Source organism: Carboxylicivirga fragile (assembly GCF_050589805.1).
Classification (GTDB): Bacteria; Bacteroidota; Bacteroidia; order Bacteroidales; family Marinilabiliaceae; genus Carboxylicivirga; species Carboxylicivirga fragile.
The window spans coordinates 1-20,385 of sequence record NZ_JBNGOY010000014.1; the positions used below are offsets into that span (position 1 = coordinate 1).

Below are 20,385 nucleotides of genomic sequence, written 5' to 3' on the forward strand. Positions count from 1 at the left end.
ATTTTTGGTATCTACCTTGGTATTCGTATTCATTACAAAAGACTTCAGAAATCCTTTGTAAGATACTGAATGCCAAGGTTTTAAGCAAGAAAACACACATCTTATTTAGTTGACTGCCAATTATTTACAGTTTTGTCATGTACTAAAAACAGACTTATTAAAAACTGTGAGCCAAACCTTTTTATTGCGGCTAACAACGACCTGATTGGGCAACACATGACAAGAGAAGTTTTAAAGAAAACACAAACTGGAAATGTAGTGATATTAGCCGGTGATAAATACGACAGAAATGCCGTTGAATTACAGGATGCCATTGACAAAGAAATAGCTCCCTTGGTTGAAAGCGGCCAACTTAAAGTACTCTATAAAACATTCATAGAAGAGTGGAGCGACCATAATGCCACCTATGAATTTGAACAATTCCTATCCTTAAGCGGTGAAAAACCTGATATCGTATTTGCTGGATACGACGGCATAGCTGAATCTGTTATACATATGCTCGAACGCAACAATTTAATGGAAAATGTTTATATAACAGGGCAGGACGCTGAACTGAGAGCAATAAAAAACATTATTGATGGGAAACAAGTAATGACGGTGTTTCACCCACTAAAGGAAATTGCTTATCAAGTTGCAGAACTAGCTGTTAACCTTGGCAACGATAAAATGCCTGAAAAATCAGAATTATCCTATATAAATAATGGCCTTATTGATGTACCAACCATTAAAATGAATTCCAAAGCTGTTACAATCGAAAACATTGATGAAGTATTGATAAAGAGTGGTACGTATACCAAAGAAGAAGTTTACAATTAAAATAACCTCTAGATACGAACGAACTATAAAATAACGTTTTTAAACAAATGCTCTTCGGAGCATTTGTTGTTACATAAGACTCTTTTCATGTGTCTAAAATTTATTTCTTAATGGTCACATGGAACTCGCCAACTTAGTCATTCTCCTGTGTGAGATAACTTATCTCATGGCTCGTTTCATGTAGCAAACTAAAAAACAAATATTTTTTGGAGATACTATCACCAAAAACACTATTTTAGCCACAGCTAACAATTACTAAATCCATTATGAGAGTCCTCCTTACTATTGTTGTTATGGCAATGCTTATGCTTGGCTGTAGCAAAAAAGAAAACCTACAGTTTGGTTTCCTATTTTCAACAAAAGCCACTGCACGCTACATTAAAGAAGCTAATTATTTTAAAGAAAGAGCGGAACAACTTGGTGTCAAAGTAATAATTGATGATGGAGAAGGCGACGAAAACCTGCAATACACCAAAGCCATTGAAATGTTTGATCAAGGCATTGACGCGCTTGTAATAATTGCAATTAACACCAACACAGCAGCCGCTATCATTCGCGAAGCACATTCACGAGGGGTGAAGGTAATCGCCTATAATCGAATGATAAAAAATAGCGAACCTGATTTCTACATATCAGGAAATAATGAATCGCTTGGTAAATTAATGGTTGATGCCGTTTTGAAAAAAACTCAAACTGGAAATGTGGTTATTTTGGGTGGTGATAAATACGATAAAAATGCGGTTGAACTTCAAGCATCCATTGATAATGCCATTGCACCTTTAGTTAAGTCTGGAGATCTTAAAATTCTTTATAAAACACATATTGAAGAATGGAATGACATAAATGCAGAATACGAATTCGAGCAATTTTTATCACTTAACGGAACCAAACCTGATATTATTTTTGCCGGTTATGACGGTATAGCTGATGCCGCCATACGCGTTCTTGATAAACATGAGCTAATGAGCGATGTTTATATCACAGGTCAGGATGCAGAAGTTAGAGGTGTAAAAAACATTATTGCCGGCAAGCAATTGATGACCGCTTTTCATCCCTTAAAAGAAACGGCGTATAAAGCAGCTGAAATTACATTTGAACTGGCAAATGGTCGTTTGCCAGCAAAAAATGAATTTGTATACATCAACAATGGCTTTGCAGATATTCCAAGTATTAAAATTGATTCGAAAACCGTTACTAAGAACAATATTGACGAAGTATTAATTCAAAGTGACTTCTACACAAGAGAAGAGCTTTACGATTAAATCTCTTAGTTTATCAGTTTTAGACGTTGCTTTACCTTACTATTGAAGTGGAGTTTGAAATTGCCAGGAACATAATTGTCCATTTGCATACAAACTTCGCTAGAGAACTCAATACCATAGGCGGCCAAATGCATCAAATCAGCATCTGATAAATCCAAAGTGGCCTTTTTGTTAATATTGAAATCCAAGATAGCTTTAATCATTCCGGCGTTAAAATTATCACCGGCTCCTATTGTACTGATTGGATCAATTATAGGCACTTTAAAATGATGTGTATGATCTTTGGAGAAGGTATAAACCCCGTTTTTATTAGCTGTAACAATAAGGTTTTTGCAAAAAGGTGCAACTTGAGAATATACATCCGAAGCATTTTTTAGGCCATAAATATTGTAGAAATCCTCATCACTACCACGGACAATATCTGCCAATAAAAAATTCTCTTCAATGGTTTTGATCAGATTGTTTCTATTCTCTAAATGATGACTTCGAAAGTTTGGATCGTAAATAATAATTGTGCCTTTCGATTTAGCATGATTTAAATAATCAAGCAAGCGTGGCCTAACAACAGGATTCAAACCAAAGAATGATCCGAATACAATTATATCATTTTTACAGAAATCGGGCATCTCACCTTCTAATCGTTGAGTCGGATAATCCTTAAAAAACTCATATTCGGCATCATTATCTTCGTTTAGAAAAGCAAGTGCCAAGGCAGATTTCCCTTCATCAAATCGACAAACATATTGCGTTGCTAATCTATTTTCACCAAGGAAATCCATAATTAGATTACCAACCTTATCATTTCCTATCTCTGAAATAAAATAGGAAGGCACCTCCATCCTAGCCAAAGAAACCATTGTATTTAAAGCACTACCTCCAGCTTTTGATGCAAGTGGCTGATTGTTTTTAAAAATCACATCTAAGACTGTTTCTCCTACTCCAAAAACCCGACGCATACATTTATTTTTAGATAAAAAAAGCCATCCCACAAATGCAGGATGGCTTAAAGTAAGTTATTTTCAGTTATTTCACCAATTTACTAATGGTTTTGAAAGCATCTGTTCCAGCATAACGGCATAATTCAAAAAGAATTGATTCGTAGGTAGAAACAATTACACCTTCCTGGCGCAAACGCTCCATGGCATTAGCTTTATTAGCCGGATTACGCGAGCCAACACAATCCTCAACTACAACTGGATTAAATCCTCTTTCCTTTAAATCAATTGCCGTTTGTAAAACACAAATGTGTGATTCAATACCTGCAATTATCACAAATCGTTTAGTTGTTAACTCCAACGTCTCAGTGAACTTAGGTTCATCGCAACAACTAAAAGCCATTTTTTCAACATGAGGATCTTGTGCTATCAACTCTTCAACTGAAGGTATAGATGCTCCTAAACCTTTAACATATTGCTCCGTAACCAACACTGGCACTTCCAAGGCCTTCAAACCACCAATCAAAATTCCAACATTTTTTTCTAATTCTTGATATCCATCAATATGAGGAAATAAACGTTCCTGAATATCAACTATTAGAGCAACTGCATTTGACTTCTCCACTCTCATAACTAATTATTTTGTAAAGCTTTTAAATTAAGGTATTCAAAATTATTAAAAAATTCCAATAGCTTTTCAGCGATTTTCGAAACGCCTCCTTCAAGGTCTGATTCAATATTTAATGGAATTACAGGGTCGTGTAGTGATAAACGTAATAAAAACCATCCTTGCTCATTAGCCCCTTTACATGACACACGAACACCTTCGTAATTATTAGCGACCAGCTCCCAATTCGCTTGCGAAGCGGCATACATTCCCAATTCACTAATCACTCTTTCTCCGTATGCTGCGAATTCGGCTTGCTCAATTAGCAATCGAAACTCCTTACTCTCTTTTGGGCGCGGCAGAGACTCAATCAAAGATGACAAACTTTTGCCTTCTTTTTTTAGTTTCGCCATCTTAATCAAAATCTTGGTAACCAAATAAGCACCATCATCTAAGAAATAATTTTCCTTTAAGGCAGCATGCCCTGATGTTTCGATAGCTAACCACGACTCTTCGCCTTGCTCATTAAGGCGAATTGACTCATTTATTACATTTTTATAACCACGCTTAAAACGATGATGTTTTGCACCAATATGTTCATTAATAAACCAAGCTAATCCATCCGACGTGATCGAATCGGTTACCATGGTTGAATTTGGATGCTCCTCGTTGACAATAGCTGCCGAAAGCGCGATCAATTCATTTCTATTAATAGGATTTCCTTCCGCATCAACAATAGCCGCCCTATCAACATCGGTATCAAAGATAATACCCAGATCAGCTGAATTATTCTTGACAGCGGCACAGATAGAAGCCATTGCTCGCTCATCCTCAGGATTAGGAATATGATTTGGAAAACGCCCATCAGGATCAAGAAATTGACTACCTTCAATATTAGCCCCTAGTGCTTCCAAAACCTTATGCGCATAAAAACCACCAGCTCCATTACCAGCGTCTAACACAATTTTAGAACCACTCAATGGTTTCTGGTAATTATCAGCATCATTTACTTCAGTCCTTATTTTATCGGCTAAAATATTGGAATAAGTACTAATGAAATCAACTTCGCTAAGCTCTCCTTCTTTGGAGTCAGATTGCTCATCAAAATCTCCGTTCTCAGCAATGTTTAATATCTCCGTTATATCTTGCTTCTCTAATCCTCCTTCTGAGGTAAAAAACTTTAAACCATTACGATTGTAAGGTAAATGACTTGCAGTTAGCATTACAGCACCATCAACCATAAAAGGTTCGGTTACAGTAACCATAAACATTGCAGGTGTGGAAGCCAAACCGCAATCATAAACATCAATCCCTTTGTTAATCAATGCTTCTGAAAAAGCTTTTTTCAAATCAGGACCTGACAATCTGGAATCCATTCCAACAGCAATCTTTAGGCCTGTCGCTTTTTTCTTTTTCTTCTCCAACCATACACTAAATGCTTTTGCCAAATGGGCAACAACATCGCTCGTTAAATTCACAGGTTGGTTGGCAATACCAGTTAAGGCAACGCCACGTATATCAGAGCCATTTTGCAGGCTCTTCCAATTAAAACTCATAAGTCTAGTATATTATAATCCTGCTGCCTTACGCGATTTATGGCCTAAATAACCACCATGGTGACGTTTAGCATAATCGGCATTTGAGAAATTAATTTTTTTCATTAACAGTACAACCAACACATCCCCAATTACAGTCATGGTTGTAGTAGATGTTGTAGGCGTTAAACCAAGGGTACAAACCTCCTTTGGATTCCCAGTACTAATGCACACATTCGCTTCTTTGGCCAATACTGATTCAGTATTACTTGTGATAACGATAATTGGAATACCTGGTCGTAAACCGCGAACAAGATCAATCAACTCTATAATTTCACGTGTCTTTCCAGAATTGGAAATCATTAATATGACATCATTTTCTTGCACAACACCAAGATCACCGTGCTGCGCTTCACTCGGATGAAGAAAGATAGATGCGGTACCCGTTGAGCTAAAAGTAGTTGCCATATTGACAGCTATTTGACCAGCTTTACCCATTCCCGTAGTCACTAATTTTCCACCTTTCTGGTGAACCTGCTCTTCAATAATATCAACCGCTTTGATAAAATCATCAGTAGCCGGAATATTCTGTACTGCTTGTGCTTCATGCACTAGCAAGGATTTTACTTCATCTAAGTTCATAAACTATGATTTAAATACGAGCACAAATGTACCATTTTTGCAATCAAACTATCAATTTACAATCTTAATTAGTTTTAAAAGTTGCCCACACCTGAGCTAGCCACAGGGCATACGATTCTGCATGGTTATGCTTTTTCAAACGACGAAATAAACGCTTTTTTTCGACCGAAATATTTAATGGATAATACCAGAACGAATTCAGATAATTAAAGGCCTGATTCCAATTAATGCAATGTTCAACAACTAAGTCGTAATAATACTGATGAAACTGCTTGAACATATCGACTTGTTTATCGCTTACAACCTCATTCAAATCATTTATTAAAAACGGATTAGTGAGCAATCCTCTGCCAATCATAAAGCTTTTCACATCAGGGTAACGTTCTCTCCATTGAAAATAATCATCGTAAGAATTAATATCTCCATTGGCACACATCTGATGATCGGTGTTCTTGTAAAACCAATCGAAATGTTCGAAAGAAACAGTGCCACTGTACTTTTGATTAACCAATCGTGGGTGAACAACTACCTCTTTAATGTCGTAATTATTCAAAACACTAAACACCCTCTTTCCCTCTTCAATGGTGCTTATTCCCGAACGCATTTTAATACTTAGAGCAATCGGAAGTTCAACATTAAAAAATGCATTGAGCAAGGCATCAATAACTTTATGATCCTTTAACATTCCACCACCCAAGCCACGCTTAACCAACATTGGGAATGGGCACCCCATGTTAAGGTTTATTTCATCAAATCCCAAGGCAATCATTCTTTCAGCATACATCAAAAGAAACTTTGGATCGGTAGTCACAAGTTGTGGAACTACGCTTATATCTTGAGTAAACTTTGGATTTAATTCATACTGAATCTGTTTTTCAAATGATGTTCCTTCCTCAATAAACGGCGTAAAATATTTAGAAATATTTCCATATACTTTTGAAAAAGCATAGCGATAAAAAGGATTGGTGTATCCTTGCAAAGGGGCCATGTAAAAGTTCGACTGCGTTGCTGCTGACATTTTTAACAGTAAAAATTTTTAGCCAAAGGTAACATCATATTTAATGAATCAGATCCGTACCTTACAATTAAAAGCTATACATGCACGCTATAAATTCTATTTTTTACTTAATTTGTACGCCTATTGGCACTTCAATAATATAGACACTTATGAGCAATCTTGATCCAGAAACAACAGTTGGACGCAGAGGACTTATCCTTAAAACTCTTGAAACAAAGGGGCAAGTTAACGTACATGAACTTAGTGAGCAATTTAAGGTTAGTGAAGTTACCATACGAAATGACCTTACTCAACTTGAACACAAAAACCTGCTTATTCGAGCCAGAGGTGGAGCCATCAAGACAGACAAGGTAACTTTAGAAATGAAACTCTCTGAAAAGAGAGTGAAAAATGCACGCGAAAAAGAAGCCATCGGTCGAAAGGCTGCCAAACTCATTGAAGAAGGTGACACAATAGTTCTGGATTCAGGAACAACAACAAAAGAGGTTGCCAACCATCTAAGTCGATTCAAGAACCTCACTGTTATAACCAACGCCTTACATATAGCGGGGCCATTAGCCGAATTAGAACAGATAAATGTAATTATGCCTGGCGGCACAATGCGTAAGAAATCCTTTTCGCTCGTTGGCTCCATTGCTCAGAATAACTTTAAGAAGTTTTTTAGCGATAAATTATTTATTGGTGCTGATGGAATTGACGTCAATCTAGGATTTAGCACACCCCACATTGAAGAAGCAGCTCTGAACAGAACAATGTTGCGCATGGCAAAAAAAGTAATTTTAGTGGTTGACTCCAGTAAATTCAAGCGCAGAAGCCTGGCTGTAATTGGCCAATTAACTGATATTGATGTAATAGTTACAGACAGAGGGCTTGGTGAAGATGATCATGCTAAACTAATTAATGCGGGTATCGAAGTCATTATTGCTGACTAAAATAAGTGGAATCCTTATGAAATCTGAGTTTATTGAACTTATAAACCATAAGTTTGTTGTAAAATACAATAAACCAGAAACACATGTTCATAGTAATTTCACCAGCAAAATCTCTTGATTTTGAGTCTGCGGTACCACAAACTCAAAATTCTTCCATAAGGTTTCCGAAGGAAGCCCATACTCTTGTACAAAAATTAAAAAAGTTCAAACCAGATGACTTGGGTCAACTTATGAATATAAGCACTCAATTGACTCAATTAAACCATCATCGCTTTCAAATTTGGCAGCATCCTTTTGTTGATGAAGAAATTAGAGCCGCTTTGTTTGCCTTTAAAGGTGAGGTATACACAGGTATTGATGCCTACCACTTAAGTAGTGATGCAATTGATTATGCTGATAATCATCTGCGCATACTGTCGGGTTTATATGGCTTACTTCGCCCCTTGGACGCCATCATGCCCTACCGCCTTGAGATGGGTACTAAATTGTCAGTTCGCACCAAGAAAAACCTATATGAATTTTGGGGCGATAAAATAACCAAGCTGCTTTTGGATGATATGAATGCTTCCGATGAAGAGGTGCTTATCAATTTGGCCTCAAACGAATATTTCAAATCAATCAACAAAAAGAAGTTCGACAAAAGAATTGTAACACCTGTCTTTAAAGATCAAAAAAATGGCGAATACAAGGTCATCAGTTTTTTTGCTAAAAAAGCTCGTGGCCAGATGACTCGATTTATCATAGAGAACAAAATAGAGCATCCCGATGATCTTAGGGCATTTGCTATTGATGGTTATTACTATCATCAAGAATTATCAAAACCCGATACGCCAACATTTGTTAGAGAACATTAAATAATACCTCATGATGCTATTTTGATATTGACCCGAAGCTTTTTTTTTGCTACCTTTTCAAAACGCATGGTGAACAAACGGAAGTAAATACTAAAACCACACATCTTATGAGTCAAAAAAAATTAATTTTAGAACGATACGGAAACCTGTTAAAACAGGAATCTTTGGTGACGATGGATGATAAGATTCTTCCTAACACCTTTGTACTTGAAGCACCAGAACCATTTCCTGGATATTTTGGATATTACAGCGAAATACCCTCTGATTCAAAACCTCTGTACATTTATTTAGTACTAAATAAACTGTATACACTGGAAGAAGTAACGCGTGCGACACAAAATATTAAACAATATTTCAGCGCTGATTTTAGTGCAGCATCTGGTACCATTAATATTCACAATGAAGTATATCACGTCATTCGTATTCGACGCTTGGATACCTTTGACCAAATTCAAGATTTGCAGTCGTGTTACTTAGATGAAGGTGTTGAATTGAAGAAGAAGCCAAAAAAACGTGATGGTCAGGGCATAATCCGTTTGAAAAAATTCTTTATGCTGGAAAAAATTGAAGATGGAATATTTTTTGATTTAGACGAGAAAGACCATGGCTACTTTACCATACCCAAAAGACTTACTTGGAAACACTTTGAAGACATTACCCAAAAAGTAAAGCACAATTGGGATCATAGTACCTTTGATGCTGCTCTTGGCCATATTCACGAAGGCTTTGGAGTCATTGACATGGTGCGTATTTATAATCCGAATGTTAATCGTAACTATTTAATTGATGTTAGAAAACTCTACCTCGATCGAATTAAATAACTGACCTGAATTTGTCTGAAAAAATAATATATTAACTTTTTGTTTGCAATAAACTTTAGATTTAAGAACCCCTATATCCCCTGAAGGGGACTTTAGCCTCCCACTTTAGGGGAGGTTGGAGGGGTAAAATAAAAAAACAGTTATTAATTGATTATTGCTCATAACCCATCTCGACTATGCTATTAGATTAGCAAATTTATTTTTAAGACAAGCCTTTTCTTTTACCCGTCCAATCAATAAGCTGACTTGTTTCAACAAATGGCTTGGTATTGCCAAACAAAAAATCACTTTCACCTTCTTTACATATCATTGGGTGATTAGTAACATATTTATTCTTCAAAGTCAAATGTGCAGTTATCTCTTTGGCATGATTTCCCCACAAAAACCAATTTAAGTTCTCATTCTTCTGATCGATATAACTCAATAACTGTTTCGTGAATTCCGACCATATTTTAGCATGACTACCAGGCACCCCAACTTCGCAAGTAAACGAAGTATTCAAAAGAAGTACGCCTTGCTCCTCCCAATATTTAAATAATTCATCCGGCTCTAATAATTGAAACATCTGATCAAACAATCCACCTGTTTGAAGTTGAGGCTTAATTTGATTAAATGTCAAATAATTGCCCGTATCAGCAAAATACAAGGCTCTAACAATGTTCTTTAAAGAGGTATTCCGAAAGGTACTGTGCCACGATTTCAAGGTGCCTACTTCAAAAGCTCTGCCCGTTGCAACACCTTCCTGAGGATAAGGATCTTGTCCAATAATTACCACTTTGGCATTCTTAACATCGCGTGTCATAAAATGCAAAACTCTCTCTGGCAAAGGGGTAACAGCCTCCTGATCTTTCAACTTGTTTTCAATTTCAAGCAAAAGCCTTCTAACATCTTCATTGAGGAACAAGTTCCAACTGGTATGAATATTAGAATGAATTTGGTCTAAAAAAATGGACATATACTTACAAATAATTGAACTTTATTATCAATTTGTCGAACCTTTTCTTAATATTTGACTTCTATTTAAGAATAGCTAATCGAGCTCAAATGTAAGCATAGCTAATATAAATTTAAACCCTCATGATAAAATCCAATAAACGACCATTGAATAAACTAATACAAGCCACGCTGATTCTAGCAATATCAACCTATCTCTTAAGTTGTAATAATAATTACAGGGTAAAGGAAAGCTCATCGCAAATGACTTTTATTACAGATTCATTAGCTACTATCCCTGAAATTGATAAGTACATTGCGCCTTACACCGATAGTCTCGAACAAGAAATGAATAAAGTGATTGGTCATTGCGAACAGCAATTAACTAAAGGTATGCCCGAAAGCTTGTTAACCAACTTTACGGCCGATTTAATGCTTTCTTCTACGAACAACTTTTGTTCAAATAATCCTGATTTTCCTTCTGCGGATATTGCCATTATCAACTATAAAGGGTTACGAACTGCGATTGAGAAGGGAGACATTATGGTGAAAAATATTTTTAACCTGATGCCATTTGAAAATGAAATTATTTTGGTGACATTAAACAAACAGCAGGTGATCGAATTATTTGATTTCATGGCGAGTGTTGGTGGCGATGGTTTATCAGGAGCTTCATTCGTTATTGCAGATAAAAAAGCAACTAATATAAAAGTAAATAACAAGGCTCTTGAGGAAAAGAATTATATTATTGCCACATCCGATTATTTGGCAAATGGAGGCGATCATTTCACAATATTCAAAGATGGAGCGCCTAATTACAATACTAAGTTAAAGGTAAGAGATGTTATCATAGATCACATTTCAGATCTTCACACAAAAAATATATCAATCAATAGTCAACTAGATAAGCGAATTAGCTATGCCACAAAATAGACGCCAATTTATAAAAAACGCACTTAGTGGAACCGCTGCCATTAGCACTCTGCCACTACTTAATAGTTGCAGTAATAAACAAGCTAAATTGACTATTCTGCATACGAATGATGTACACAGTCAGATTGAAGCACTCGCCAACGATCATTGGGAATGGCCTGGTAAAGGAGGCTTCTCAAAAAGAGCCGCACTTATTGATGACATTCGAAAATCAGCAGAACACACATTACTATTAGATGCTGGTGATATTTTTCAAGGCACGCCTTATTTCAATTTCTATAAAGGAAAGTTAGAAATTGAATTAATGAATAAAATGCACTACGATGCTGCAACCATTGGAAATCACGAATTCGACAATGGCATTGTGGAACTATCTAAAAGAGTTAAAGAAGCAAAATTCCCATTCATTAGTAGCAATTACGATTTTAATGAAACACCCTTGCATGGCTTAACTTTTCCTTATAAAGTTTTTAACAAAGGAGCTATTAAAATTGGTATTCTAGGTGTTGGAATTGAGCTGGAAGGCCTGGTTAATAGCGCTTCGTACGGTAAAACTAAATACAACAATCCTATCTCAGTCGCCGAAAAAACAGCTAACCATTTAAGGAACAATGAGCAGTGCGATTACGTCATCTGTTTATCGCACCTCGGATATAAATATGAAAGTGAGAAAATTTCAGATCACAGTTTGGCTGAAGCCACTTCTAACATCGATTTAATTCTAGGAGGGCACACACATACCTATTTAGAGAAACCAACTAAGGTAAAAAACGCGATTGGCAAAGAAGTTATCATTAATCAAGCAGCATACTCAGGCGTATGTCTTGGCCGAATAGATGTAAGTTTTACTAATGCTAAACCAATTACAAGCACATTGAATTCGATTTACCATGTCTGAGACACTTAGTTTTACAGCTCAATCAATTGATAAATTAGCTTTGCAACATAAAGATGACGTTCATTTTACACAGATTGTAAAGCGACGTTTGATATTTCTATTAAAAATTAAAGAAGTACATTCTAGTGTAAAAGATATCGAATGGACTATTAATTATTCTCCGGTCAACAAGGGTAATAATTCTATTCGTATTACTCTCAACGATCCGCGAAACAAATTTGCATTTTATTATAATATTCCATTATTACAACGCTTTCACTTACAATTATATCTGGGAAATAACACTTTCAACTTTTTTGAAGCTCACCCCCTATTAATTGAGAAAGGTGTAATGAAAGATGATGAATACGAAGTAAAAGCAACAATCAATACCCTACCTCATCTTCTATTATCAAAAAATAGTACCCGCTACGAATTAAATCTTCTGGAAGAGAAATTGACAGACAACTCCAGTATTGAAAGCTCAAAAATAAACCAATCCATAGAATCAGCTTTTAGGCAATTCAATCAAGCCCTATTCAATATCATTAATACAAAGTGGCTGTTATAATCATTCAAGACATTTCAAGATAATTGTAAAAAAACAAAGCCGTTATGCAAAAAACATAACGGCTTTAATATTGTATTTTACTAATCCCTAGTCGATAGGTAACTGACGCTTGAAGCATTCATCTAAAGAAATGATAGTTTCAGTAGCTGAAATACCTGCGATTGCTTGAAGTTTATCATGCAAAATACGCTTTAAGTGTTCGTTACTTTTAGCATAAATCTTAATAAAGATAGCATATTGACCAGTGGTATAATGACACTCAACAATCTGAGGAACTTCTTCCAACATCTTAACCACCTTATCAAATAAACTGGCTTTTTTAAGGAAAACACCCATAAAAGCACAGGTATGATAACCTATCTTACTTGGGTTAATAATAAATTCTGATCCCTTTATTACTCCCATATTCATAAGTCGCTGAATGCGTTGATGAATGGCAGCACCCGACACCTTACATTCTCTTGCTACCTCAAGAAATGGAATTCGAGCATTTTTTGTAATGAGTGATAAAATCTTCTTATCTAAACTATCGATTTGTAAATTGCTTTCCATAGTATATGTGACAAATGTTTGAATCTGTAATAAAAAACACGTAATAATTAATAAATTGCTACAATAATAAAGTTAAATAATTTAATATCCAACGATATTAATCAGCAAAAACAGTCAATTAACAAAATCACTTAATATTTTACACCAATTAAAACTACACACTATCCATTATCAATCAAACCGTTTGCATCATCAATCTTTCATAATAAGGAAATACGAACATCAATTTATAACCATTATAAAGAAAAATTCAATCTAAAACTACATTTTAAAATCTCCTCCTCCCGGAAATTGGAATACCTGTAGTTCAAATTCGGGTAATACAGCCAATATATGGTCAAAAATATCAGCCTGTATTTCTTCGAACCTACCCCATGCCTGATCATTACTAAAAACATAAATCTCAATGGGAATACCCTTTTCGGTAGGTTGCAAGTGCCTAACCAAAAAAGTCATGCCATCGTGTATATTCGGATTTTTATGCAAGTATGCTTCCAAGTATTTTCTAAAAACACCAATGTTAGTCAATCGCCTACCATTGGCAGTCACCGTCTCATCTACTTGTAATGTCTTGTTGTAATTTATTATCTCCTCCTCCTTTTTCGTTATGTAATCTTTCAATAAATACATCTTTTTGCATCGTTCTATAAGCTCGGGCGAACAAAACTTTACACTACGCATATCAAGATTAATGGAACGCTTTATGCGCCTTCCTTCAGATTCTTCCATCCCTTTCCAATTTGAAAACGAATCTGACACCATGGCATAAGTAGGAACTGTGGTAATCGTTTTATCCCAATTTTGAATTTTAACAGTATTTAATGATATATCCAACACGGTACCATCAGTATTGTGCGAAGGCATGCTAATCCAATCACCTGGTCGCACCATTTTATTCGCCGATAGCTGAATACTTGCAACAAATCCTAAGATAGTATCCTTAAACACCAATATCAAAACAGCAGCTACTGCTCCCAAACCAGTAAAAATGGCAACTAACTCAACATTAAAAATAATTGATATCACGATTAATACGCCAATGAAATAGCCCACAATTTGCACTACCTGAATATAACCTTTGATTGGTCTATCTTGCGAATAAGGTTGTGCATTATAAATATCCATTACCGCACTAAAGAATGCTGTTAAGGTCCAAACACCTATGAGAACAAGGTATATCAGAATCACATTCTCAAAAATATACGATGCACTTGGAAAATCTTTAAACACTAAACCATTTACCAAATACAAAAAAGCAGCTGGTGCCAAATGAGATAAACGCTGAAATACTTTTCTTTCAATGAAGTAATCATCGTATTTTGATTTTGTTTTACGAATAATCTTCTCCACCACATGAACAATGTAGTACTTAGTCACCTTATTAATGAGATAACTTAAGCCAACCACTATTAAAATCAATAAAACAGTTCTAATTAACACTGCCAAATCACTGGATAAACCTAAACTAATTAAATAGTTAGTGACTGAAACATTAAAGATTTCGTCTAACTTAAGAACATATTCATTTTCATTACTTACCATTGCTTTCTATATTTAGATCAATTTTATAGCTTCTTAATAACAGGCTACAATTATAATACATCACATATGAAACGACCAAGTAAATTTACCATCTAAATATTCACATAGGAGGGGATAAAATTTACTTCAGAGTTCCATATGGCAAATAAAAACAAATTATAATCATATGAAATTCCTTATAGTAAATATCACTATCTTTTTTTTAATCTCAAGCTGTTTAAATGCACAAATGCCGTTTGACAAACATTTCGTAGATAAATCGATGCGAGTCGATCTTATTTTAGCTGGTGATGCTTTGGCACAATCAGCCTATATTATCGACATAAAAAAAGAACCGCATTGGGGAGGATCACATACCGCGCTCATCGACACATTCAATTATGGTGAATATCGATTTTTGATAATTAATAAGAACTCAGGAGACACCTTATATACCAGAGGTTTTTGTACGCTTTTTGAGGAATGGCGAACAACAGAAGAAGCCAACAGCTCTAAAAGAGCATTTTACCACAGCGTAACATTTCCTTATCCAAAAGCCAATATTAGCTTTGTACTGCAATCTCGCGAAAAAGACGGTTCGTTTATCGAATTATACTCCAGCCTTATTAATCCTAAAAACGCCAACATTAAAGTTGTTAAAGATTCACCCTACGAAGTTATTCCGGTTATCAACAATGGCGATTCAGAACACATGCTTGATCTGACTTTTATCGCTGAAGGATATAGAAAGGATGAGATGAAAAAATTCAAAGCTAATGTAGAACAACAAGCACGTTATCTTCTTAGTCAAAGTCCTTTTAAAGAGGCAAAAGACAAAATTAACGTATGGGCAATTTGTTCTCCATCAATAGATAATGGGCCAAGTGAACCAGAAAAAAAGAATTGGAGTCAAACGGCTGTTAGCTCTGCATTTAATACATTTTATGTAGATCGTTATTTGGAAACTTACGATGTTAAATCGATAAGAGATATTGCCTGCGCTGCTCCCTACGATCACATTGTTGTTCTTGTAAATTCTGATAGATACGGAGGCGGTGGTATTTACAATCACTTTTCTATTGGCACCTCTGATCATGCCTTATCAAAAAAAGTATTGATTCATGAAATTGGGCATGGCTTATTTGGCTTGGCCGACGAGTATTACACATCTGATGTAGCTTATCAAGATTTCTTTAATCTTAAAATAGAACCATGGCAACCAAATGTTACGACCTTGGTTGATTTTGAATCTAAATGGCTCAAACTTTTACCTCAAGATTATCCTATACCAACACCTACAGATAACAAATACAAAGACACCACAGGTGTATTCGAAGGTGGCGGATACGTAGCTAAAGGTGTATATCGCCCAGCCTATAATTGTCGCATGAAATCCAATGAAGCCAAAGGTTTTTGCGAAGTTTGTGAACAATCGGGATTAAAAATGATTAACTTTCTTACAAAATAAACAAGTACTATGAATTATATAGCCTCAGAAAATCGCTACGATAAAATGATTTATAACCGATGTGGTAGAAGCGGTCTTAAACTACCTGCCATCTCATTAGGTCTATGGCATAACTTTGGTTCTGTTGATGTTTACGAAAATGCTAAAGCCATTTTGTTACATGCCTTCGATAATGGAATTACGCATTTTGACTTGGCAAACAACTATGGCCCCGAGCCAGGATCAGCGGAAGAAACCTTAGGTAAGGTGATGAAAAACGAATTAAAAGCCTATCGCGATGAACTCGTTTTATCAAGTAAAGCAGGTTATTTAATGTGGGATGGCCCTTACGGAGAGTGGGGATCGAAGAAAAATATGATGGCGAGTCTGCACCAGAGTTTAAAACGAATGAACGTTGACTATGTCGACATTTTCTATTCGCATCGCCCCGATCCGGAAACACCACTTGAAGAAACCATGGGCGCACTTGATTTAATGGTACGGCAAGGAAAAGCTCTATATGTTGGACTATCAAATTACTCAGCCGAACAAACACAAAAGGCCGAATCAATATTAAGAGATCTTGGGACACCATGTTTAATACATCAACCACGCTATAACATATTTGATCGCTGGGTTGAAGGTGGTCTGTTGGAGGTATTGGATAAAAGAGGTGTTGGCTGCATTCCTTTTTCTCCTCTTGCGCAAGGTCTGCTTACCAATCGCTATTTAAAAGATATACCTCAGGATTCAAGAATGGCGAAAGCACATTTTCTTAAAGAATCGGCTTTGACCGAAACAAAAAGAGATGCTATTGTACAACTAAATAATTTGGCTACCAACCGAAATCAATCTTTGGCGCAAATGGCAGTAGCTTGGTTATTGCACAACAAAACAGTCACTTCTGTTCTAGTCGGAGCTTCTTCGGTGCAGCAATTAAGCAATAACCTGGGCGCTCTTGACAAGCTTGATTTCTCAAGTGAAGAATTGGAACGCATTGAGGCTATTGCGAAGCCTGTTGCTACCCAATAAGTAAAGTCATTTCCAATACTATGAGCCTGCTTTTTCGAGCAGGCTTTTCTTTTAAGTGCAATTCATGTTAAAAAAATGCAATTGACTACATTAATTCTACAACTCACTTCATCTTGTTTTATAATAAGCTTGTTCTAATGTAATATTGTTGTATCAATTAAAATGAAATAATTTAAACCCATAGATATGAACAAGAATTTTACTATACCTACCAAGTGGCTATCCATTTTCATAATTGGGATAATGGGATCGAGCCTATTTGCAAGCAATGCGTTTGCAGAGAAGAACCCTCGCAAAAAATACAAAAGCGTAGTAGTATACAACGATGATGAAGTAATATTTAGCACCAATGGAAATGATTTTCCTTTTGATCTTAAATACAAAGGCATTATAGAAGTGTCGAACGACGATCAAATGATTAACTCCATTTCGCCAAATGGCTTTGTTGAAATAAATAAAACAGCATTTGGTAATAACCGCCGTTTATATATTCATGCCGATGATAAAGGGCAATTAACTTACGAGTACTTTGTTGGGAAATCCAAAACCTCATTTGAACCAGAAGGAAAGAAGTGGTTGGGCGAAATTTTGCCGAATATCGTTAAGAAAAGTGATTTAGGAATAGAGTCTCGTGTTCGCAGAATTTATAGTTCTGACGGATTAAGAGCTGTACTAGATCAATATGAAGAGGAAAGTTCGAGCTACAGTTACTCCAGCAAGTGGAAATTTTTCACCATTGAGTCATACTCCGGTGGCAGTCGAAAAAATGTGATGAAAACACTGGTTTTTGACAACCAAATTAAAGATCAGGATATCATTCCTATTTTAAACGAAATTGCAGAAATACGTTCAAATAGTACCAAAGGCACTTTAATTAGATACATTCTTGAAAATTATGAACTAAATACGCAACAGTTATCAGCATTATTAGAAGCAACAGCAACACATGATTATAACACCGAACGAGGTTCAACCTTACGAATGTTTAATAAGCAATACAGCGACGATTTTACCATCCGAAAAGCCTACTTCGACATTATTGATGACATGGAAATTAATTCTGAAAAAGGTAATGTTATCAAGGATTTATTGAAGAAGAAAAAATTATCGAACGATAGTTGGATTAGCTTATTAAATGTAGTTGAAGATTTTTCATCGGAAAGAGAACAAGGTGCCGTTCTATTGTATTGCATCCCTTATTTGCCAAAAAATGATGCGATAATGAACGAATTTCGTTCCACACTTGATGACATGTCTGACTCATATTACGTTTTAAAAGGCGAAATAACAACAGCTCTTTTAGATGCTAGTTTCTCATCGGGCAAGACCAAAACTGATAAAACAGCTCTTATCAGTTATTTAAAAACGGCTGAGAATATTTCTTCTAATAGTCAAAGAGGACTGATTTTACGAAAAGCTAACCGACTATTCATAAATGATGAACAGGTTATTGAAGCCTACTTTCAAGTTCTTTCAGGAGTGGATAGTGATATGGAAAAATACAATGTGATGCTTGATTTACTAAACAAAAACAAGCTGAACGAACAAGCCATGTATCAACTATTAAGACAAGTGAGCCCTTTAACATCAGATTTTCAACATGGGGCTGGTGCGGTCTTGCGCGAAGTTATTAAGCAGTTTCCATTACAGGAGAATAATACTAATCAACTCTTTAACCTTATTAATCAAATGGATCAGGCAAGTACCATTGAGGAACTTCTTCGACTGGTTATTGATCATCCTGAGATGAATGATGAAATGACAATTAAAATTATCGAAGCAACCCAACAAATTGATGTTGATGTTGAAAAGGCTGCTGTTTTGGTTCGTTTGAGCCCGCAACTTCCAGGAAAAAACTCTTCGGTAAGATATGTGTTTAAGTCAATGGCAAAAGAACTTGAATCGGAGTACGAAAAAAATAGAGTTTTGAAAACAATACAGTAAATTAGAGGAATGATAAAGTCTGAGACATCTGGTTATTCGTCTAAGAAACTATTTACAAAAGCATTGGTCAGCACACTTTATGGAGTGCTGGCCTTTAGTTATTTATCATATAGTGAATTGGGGACTTTGCCGCAATTCACCAATCAGTTAGATACACTGTCATTATTTGTAATTACATCTTGGTTTGTTTTTGCACTGTTCTCGCTTATCACTAAACAACTTAATACTTACAAGCCATGGTTATCAGGCATGGTATTGCGATTCACACTGCAATTCCTGCTCAACTCTTTGGTGGCATTTGGTGTTTTACTAATTAGTTTAAAAGCTTTTGTCTACATCAAATTTCCTGATAAAGAATTGCTAACGTATATATCGGAGCAATGGGACATTACCCTGAAATTCATTATTCTCTTCGAAATATCTAATTTGGTTTATATCCTCATTAATCTTTACCAATACTCTTTTACAAGCTTCACACAAGCCAATATTGAAAGTGAGCAGATGATTAGAGAACGCTTAAAATTGCAATACGAAATATTAAAAAGCCAACTCAGTCCGCACTATCTGTTTAATACTTTAAATACCATCGCATCATTGCTACATCGCGACATAGCAACAACCGAAGGATTCGTGCGCAAATTTGCCCAAACCTTTAATTATATTATTGAAAGCCATCAGAAAGATTTGGTAAGTGTAGAAGAGGAATTAAAATTTATCGAAGCCTATTATTACCTACTACGCATCCGCTTTGAAAACGCCTTAGAAATTTCAATTGATCTTAATGCTGCCCATAAGACCAGTTTTATCCCGCCTATGACATTTCAATTATTAGTAGAAAATGCCGTCAAGCACAATCAGTTTTCGGAGGAGAAACCGCTCAAAATAATTATTGAATCTGACAAGGCTCAAATGATCTCGGTAAGCAATAATTTCGAACGTAAAATGGGCTTTATTGAAGTTGAAAATCAAATGGTAAAAAAACCGGTGGAACATGTGTCGCATAAAATTGGTTTGGAAAATATTAAAAAGCGCTATGCTTATTTCACTAATAAAGAACTAAATATTAGCAGAAACCACTCTTTTGTAGTTCAACTGCCAATTATTTCCAAAGCCATTTAAATTATTCTGCTCATAAAAGATGTATATTTAAAGA

At 35.6% G+C, this 20,385-nt stretch carries 20 protein-coding genes; 12 read left to right on the forward strand and 8 right to left on the reverse strand.

Translation table 11 applies throughout. From position 1 onward, the window contains the following. The first annotated feature begins 132 nt into the window (after positions 1-132). Positions 133-816, forward strand: a complete 684-nt coding sequence (locus ACRD7B_RS07815; protein WP_430823943.1) for a substrate-binding domain-containing protein — start codon at positions 133-135, stop codon at positions 814-816. 266 nt (positions 817-1,082) lie between these two features. Further along, positions 1,083-2,078, forward strand: a complete 996-nt coding sequence (locus ACRD7B_RS07820) for a substrate-binding domain-containing protein (RefSeq protein ID WP_430823944.1) — start codon at positions 1,083-1,085, stop codon at positions 2,076-2,078. A gap of 5 nt (positions 2,079-2,083) precedes the next feature. On the opposite strand, the gene ACRD7B_RS07825 is transcribed toward ACRD7B_RS07820, so the two are convergent. From ACRD7B_RS07825 to ACRD7B_RS07845, 5 genes are all read right to left on the reverse strand, one after another. Beyond that, a complete protein-coding gene (locus tag ACRD7B_RS07825) occupies positions 2,084-3,034 on the reverse strand; it encodes a PfkB family carbohydrate kinase (RefSeq protein ID WP_430823945.1) in 951 nt (316 codons plus the stop codon). 67 nt (positions 3,035-3,101) lie between these two features. Then, positions 3,102-3,644 carry a hydrolase gene (locus ACRD7B_RS07830; RefSeq protein ID WP_430823946.1) on the reverse strand — a complete coding sequence of 181 codons (543 nt, stop codon included), beginning with the start codon at positions 3,642-3,644 and terminating at the stop codon, positions 3,102-3,104. Between the two features lie 2 nt (positions 3,645-3,646). Beyond that, positions 3,647-5,176 (reverse strand): phosphohexomutase domain-containing protein, encoded by a 1,530-nt coding sequence (locus ACRD7B_RS07835; protein WP_430823947.1) that lies wholly within the window; start codon positions 5,174-5,176, stop codon positions 3,647-3,649. A 12-nt stretch (positions 5,177-5,188) separates the two neighbouring features. Beyond that, positions 5,189-5,797, reverse strand: coding sequence for an SIS domain-containing protein (locus ACRD7B_RS07840; protein WP_430823948.1), 609 nt, complete (start codon positions 5,795-5,797; stop codon positions 5,189-5,191). Positions 5,798-5,861: 64 nt separating this feature from the next. After that, entirely contained in the window at positions 5,862-6,815 is a 954-nt protein-coding gene (locus tag ACRD7B_RS07845) for a tRNA-dihydrouridine synthase family protein (RefSeq protein ID WP_430823950.1), read from the reverse strand. Positions 6,816-6,964: 149 nt separating this feature from the next. On the opposite strand from ACRD7B_RS07845, the gene agaR reads away from it, so the two are divergent. From agaR to ACRD7B_RS07860, 3 genes are all read left to right on the forward strand, one after another. Beyond that, positions 6,965-7,747, forward strand: a complete 783-nt coding sequence (gene agaR / locus ACRD7B_RS07850; protein WP_430823951.1) for a transcriptional repressor AgaR — start codon at positions 6,965-6,967, stop codon at positions 7,745-7,747. A gap of 83 nt (positions 7,748-7,830) precedes the next feature. Further along, on the forward strand, positions 7,831-8,601 hold the full coding sequence (yaaA, locus tag ACRD7B_RS07855; protein WP_430823952.1) for a peroxide stress protein YaaA: 771 nt from the start codon (positions 7,831-7,833) through the stop codon (positions 8,599-8,601). Between the two features lie 107 nt (positions 8,602-8,708). Next, a complete protein-coding gene (locus tag ACRD7B_RS07860) occupies positions 8,709-9,422 on the forward strand; it encodes a hypothetical protein (protein WP_430823953.1) in 714 nt (237 codons plus the stop codon). Between the two features lie 202 nt (positions 9,423-9,624). Here the strand turns inward: ACRD7B_RS07860 and ACRD7B_RS07865 are convergent, their stop codons facing one another. After that, positions 9,625-10,377, reverse strand: a complete 753-nt coding sequence (locus ACRD7B_RS07865; RefSeq protein ID WP_430823954.1) for a uracil-DNA glycosylase — start codon at positions 10,375-10,377, stop codon at positions 9,625-9,627. Positions 10,378-10,499: 122 nt separating this feature from the next. On the opposite strand from ACRD7B_RS07865, the gene ACRD7B_RS07870 reads away from it, so the two are divergent. From ACRD7B_RS07870 to ACRD7B_RS07880, 3 genes are read left to right on the forward strand one after another with little or no spacing between them, the layout of a single operon-like run. Beyond that, positions 10,500-11,288 carry a 5'-nucleotidase C-terminal domain-containing protein gene (locus ACRD7B_RS07870; protein WP_430823956.1) on the forward strand — a complete coding sequence of 263 codons (789 nt, stop codon included), beginning with the start codon at positions 10,500-10,502 and terminating at the stop codon, positions 11,286-11,288. Continuing rightward, positions 11,275-12,186, forward strand: a complete 912-nt coding sequence (locus ACRD7B_RS07875) for a bifunctional metallophosphatase/5'-nucleotidase (protein WP_430823957.1) — start codon at positions 11,275-11,277, stop codon at positions 12,184-12,186. The genes ACRD7B_RS07870 and ACRD7B_RS07875 overlap by 14 nt, the downstream gene beginning before the upstream one ends. Further along, positions 12,179-12,736, forward strand: a complete 558-nt coding sequence (locus tag ACRD7B_RS07880) for a hypothetical protein (protein WP_430823958.1) — start codon at positions 12,179-12,181, stop codon at positions 12,734-12,736. Before ACRD7B_RS07875 ends, ACRD7B_RS07880 begins: the two co-directional genes overlap by 8 nt. 87 nt (positions 12,737-12,823) lie before the next feature. On the opposite strand, the gene ACRD7B_RS07885 is transcribed toward ACRD7B_RS07880, so the two are convergent. After that, positions 12,824-13,288 (reverse strand): Lrp/AsnC ligand binding domain-containing protein, encoded by a 465-nt coding sequence (locus tag ACRD7B_RS07885; protein WP_430823959.1) that lies wholly within the window; start codon positions 13,286-13,288, stop codon positions 12,824-12,826. A 261-nt stretch (positions 13,289-13,549) separates the two neighbouring features. Next, positions 13,550-14,830, reverse strand: a complete 1,281-nt coding sequence (locus ACRD7B_RS07890; protein WP_430823960.1) for a mechanosensitive ion channel family protein — start codon at positions 14,828-14,830, stop codon at positions 13,550-13,552. A gap of 166 nt (positions 14,831-14,996) precedes the next feature. Here ACRD7B_RS07890 and ACRD7B_RS07895 point away from each other — a divergent pair, with 166 nt between their 5' ends. The 4 genes from ACRD7B_RS07895 (at position 14,997) to ACRD7B_RS07910 (ending at position 20,351) form a co-directional block, all read left to right on the forward strand. Beyond that, positions 14,997-16,277, forward strand: coding sequence for a M64 family metallopeptidase (locus tag ACRD7B_RS07895; protein WP_430823961.1), 1,281 nt, complete (start codon positions 14,997-14,999; stop codon positions 16,275-16,277). Between the two features lie 9 nt (positions 16,278-16,286). Further along, on the forward strand, positions 16,287-17,288 hold the full coding sequence (locus ACRD7B_RS07900; protein ID WP_430823962.1) for an aldo/keto reductase: 1,002 nt from the start codon (positions 16,287-16,289) through the stop codon (positions 17,286-17,288). A 186-nt stretch (positions 17,289-17,474) separates the two neighbouring features. Continuing rightward, a complete protein-coding gene (locus ACRD7B_RS07905; protein ID WP_430823963.1) occupies positions 17,475-19,232 on the forward strand; it encodes a hypothetical protein in 1,758 nt (585 codons plus the stop codon). 9 nt (positions 19,233-19,241) lie between these two features. Further along, complete coding sequence (locus tag ACRD7B_RS07910) at positions 19,242-20,351, forward strand: sensor histidine kinase (protein ID WP_430823964.1); 1,110 nt, start codon at positions 19,242-19,244, stop codon at positions 20,349-20,351. The last annotated feature ends 34 nt before the right edge of the window (positions 20,352-20,385 follow it).

Coding starts and splice junctions, on each gene's coding strand:
- ACRD7B_RS07820 (WP_430823944.1), top strand. CDS start 1,083: ATGAGAGTCCTCCTTACTATTGTTGTTATGGCAATGCTTATGCTTGGC.
- ACRD7B_RS07825 (WP_430823945.1), bottom strand. CDS start 3,034: ATGCGTCGGGTTTTTGGAGTAGGAGAAACAGTCTTAGATGTGATTTTT.
- ACRD7B_RS07830 (WP_430823946.1), bottom strand. CDS start 3,644: ATGAGAGTGGAGAAGTCAAATGCAGTTGCTCTAATAGTTGATATTCAG.
- ACRD7B_RS07835 (WP_430823947.1), bottom strand. CDS start 5,176: ATGAGTTTTAATTGGAAGAGCCTGCAAAATGGCTCTGATATACGTGGC.
- ACRD7B_RS07840 (WP_430823948.1), bottom strand. CDS start 5,797: ATGAACTTAGATGAAGTAAAATCCTTGCTAGTGCATGAAGCACAAGCA.
- ACRD7B_RS07845 (WP_430823950.1), bottom strand. CDS start 6,815: ATGTCAGCAGCAACGCAGTCGAACTTTTACATGGCCCCTTTGCAAGGA.
- agaR (WP_430823951.1), top strand. CDS start 6,965: ATGAGCAATCTTGATCCAGAAACAACAGTTGGACGCAGAGGACTTATC.
- yaaA (WP_430823952.1), top strand. CDS start 7,831: ATGTTCATAGTAATTTCACCAGCAAAATCTCTTGATTTTGAGTCTGCG.
- ACRD7B_RS07860 (WP_430823953.1), top strand. CDS start 8,709: ATGAGTCAAAAAAAATTAATTTTAGAACGATACGGAAACCTGTTAAAA.
- ACRD7B_RS07865 (WP_430823954.1), bottom strand. CDS start 10,377: ATGTCCATTTTTTTAGACCAAATTCATTCTAATATTCATACCAGTTGG.
- ACRD7B_RS07870 (WP_430823956.1), top strand. CDS start 10,500: ATGATAAAATCCAATAAACGACCATTGAATAAACTAATACAAGCCACG.
- ACRD7B_RS07875 (WP_430823957.1), top strand. CDS start 11,275: ATGCCACAAAATAGACGCCAATTTATAAAAAACGCACTTAGTGGAACC.
- ACRD7B_RS07880 (WP_430823958.1), top strand. CDS start 12,179: ATGTCTGAGACACTTAGTTTTACAGCTCAATCAATTGATAAATTAGCT.
- ACRD7B_RS07885 (WP_430823959.1), bottom strand. CDS start 13,288: ATGGAAAGCAATTTACAAATCGATAGTTTAGATAAGAAGATTTTATCA.
- ACRD7B_RS07890 (WP_430823960.1), bottom strand. CDS start 14,830: ATGGTAAGTAATGAAAATGAATATGTTCTTAAGTTAGACGAAATCTTT.
- ACRD7B_RS07895 (WP_430823961.1), top strand. CDS start 14,997: ATGAAATTCCTTATAGTAAATATCACTATCTTTTTTTTAATCTCAAGC.
- ACRD7B_RS07900 (WP_430823962.1), top strand. CDS start 16,287: ATGAATTATATAGCCTCAGAAAATCGCTACGATAAAATGATTTATAAC.
- ACRD7B_RS07905 (WP_430823963.1), top strand. CDS start 17,475: ATGAACAAGAATTTTACTATACCTACCAAGTGGCTATCCATTTTCATA.
- ACRD7B_RS07910 (WP_430823964.1), top strand. CDS start 19,242: ATGATAAAGTCTGAGACATCTGGTTATTCGTCTAAGAAACTATTTACA.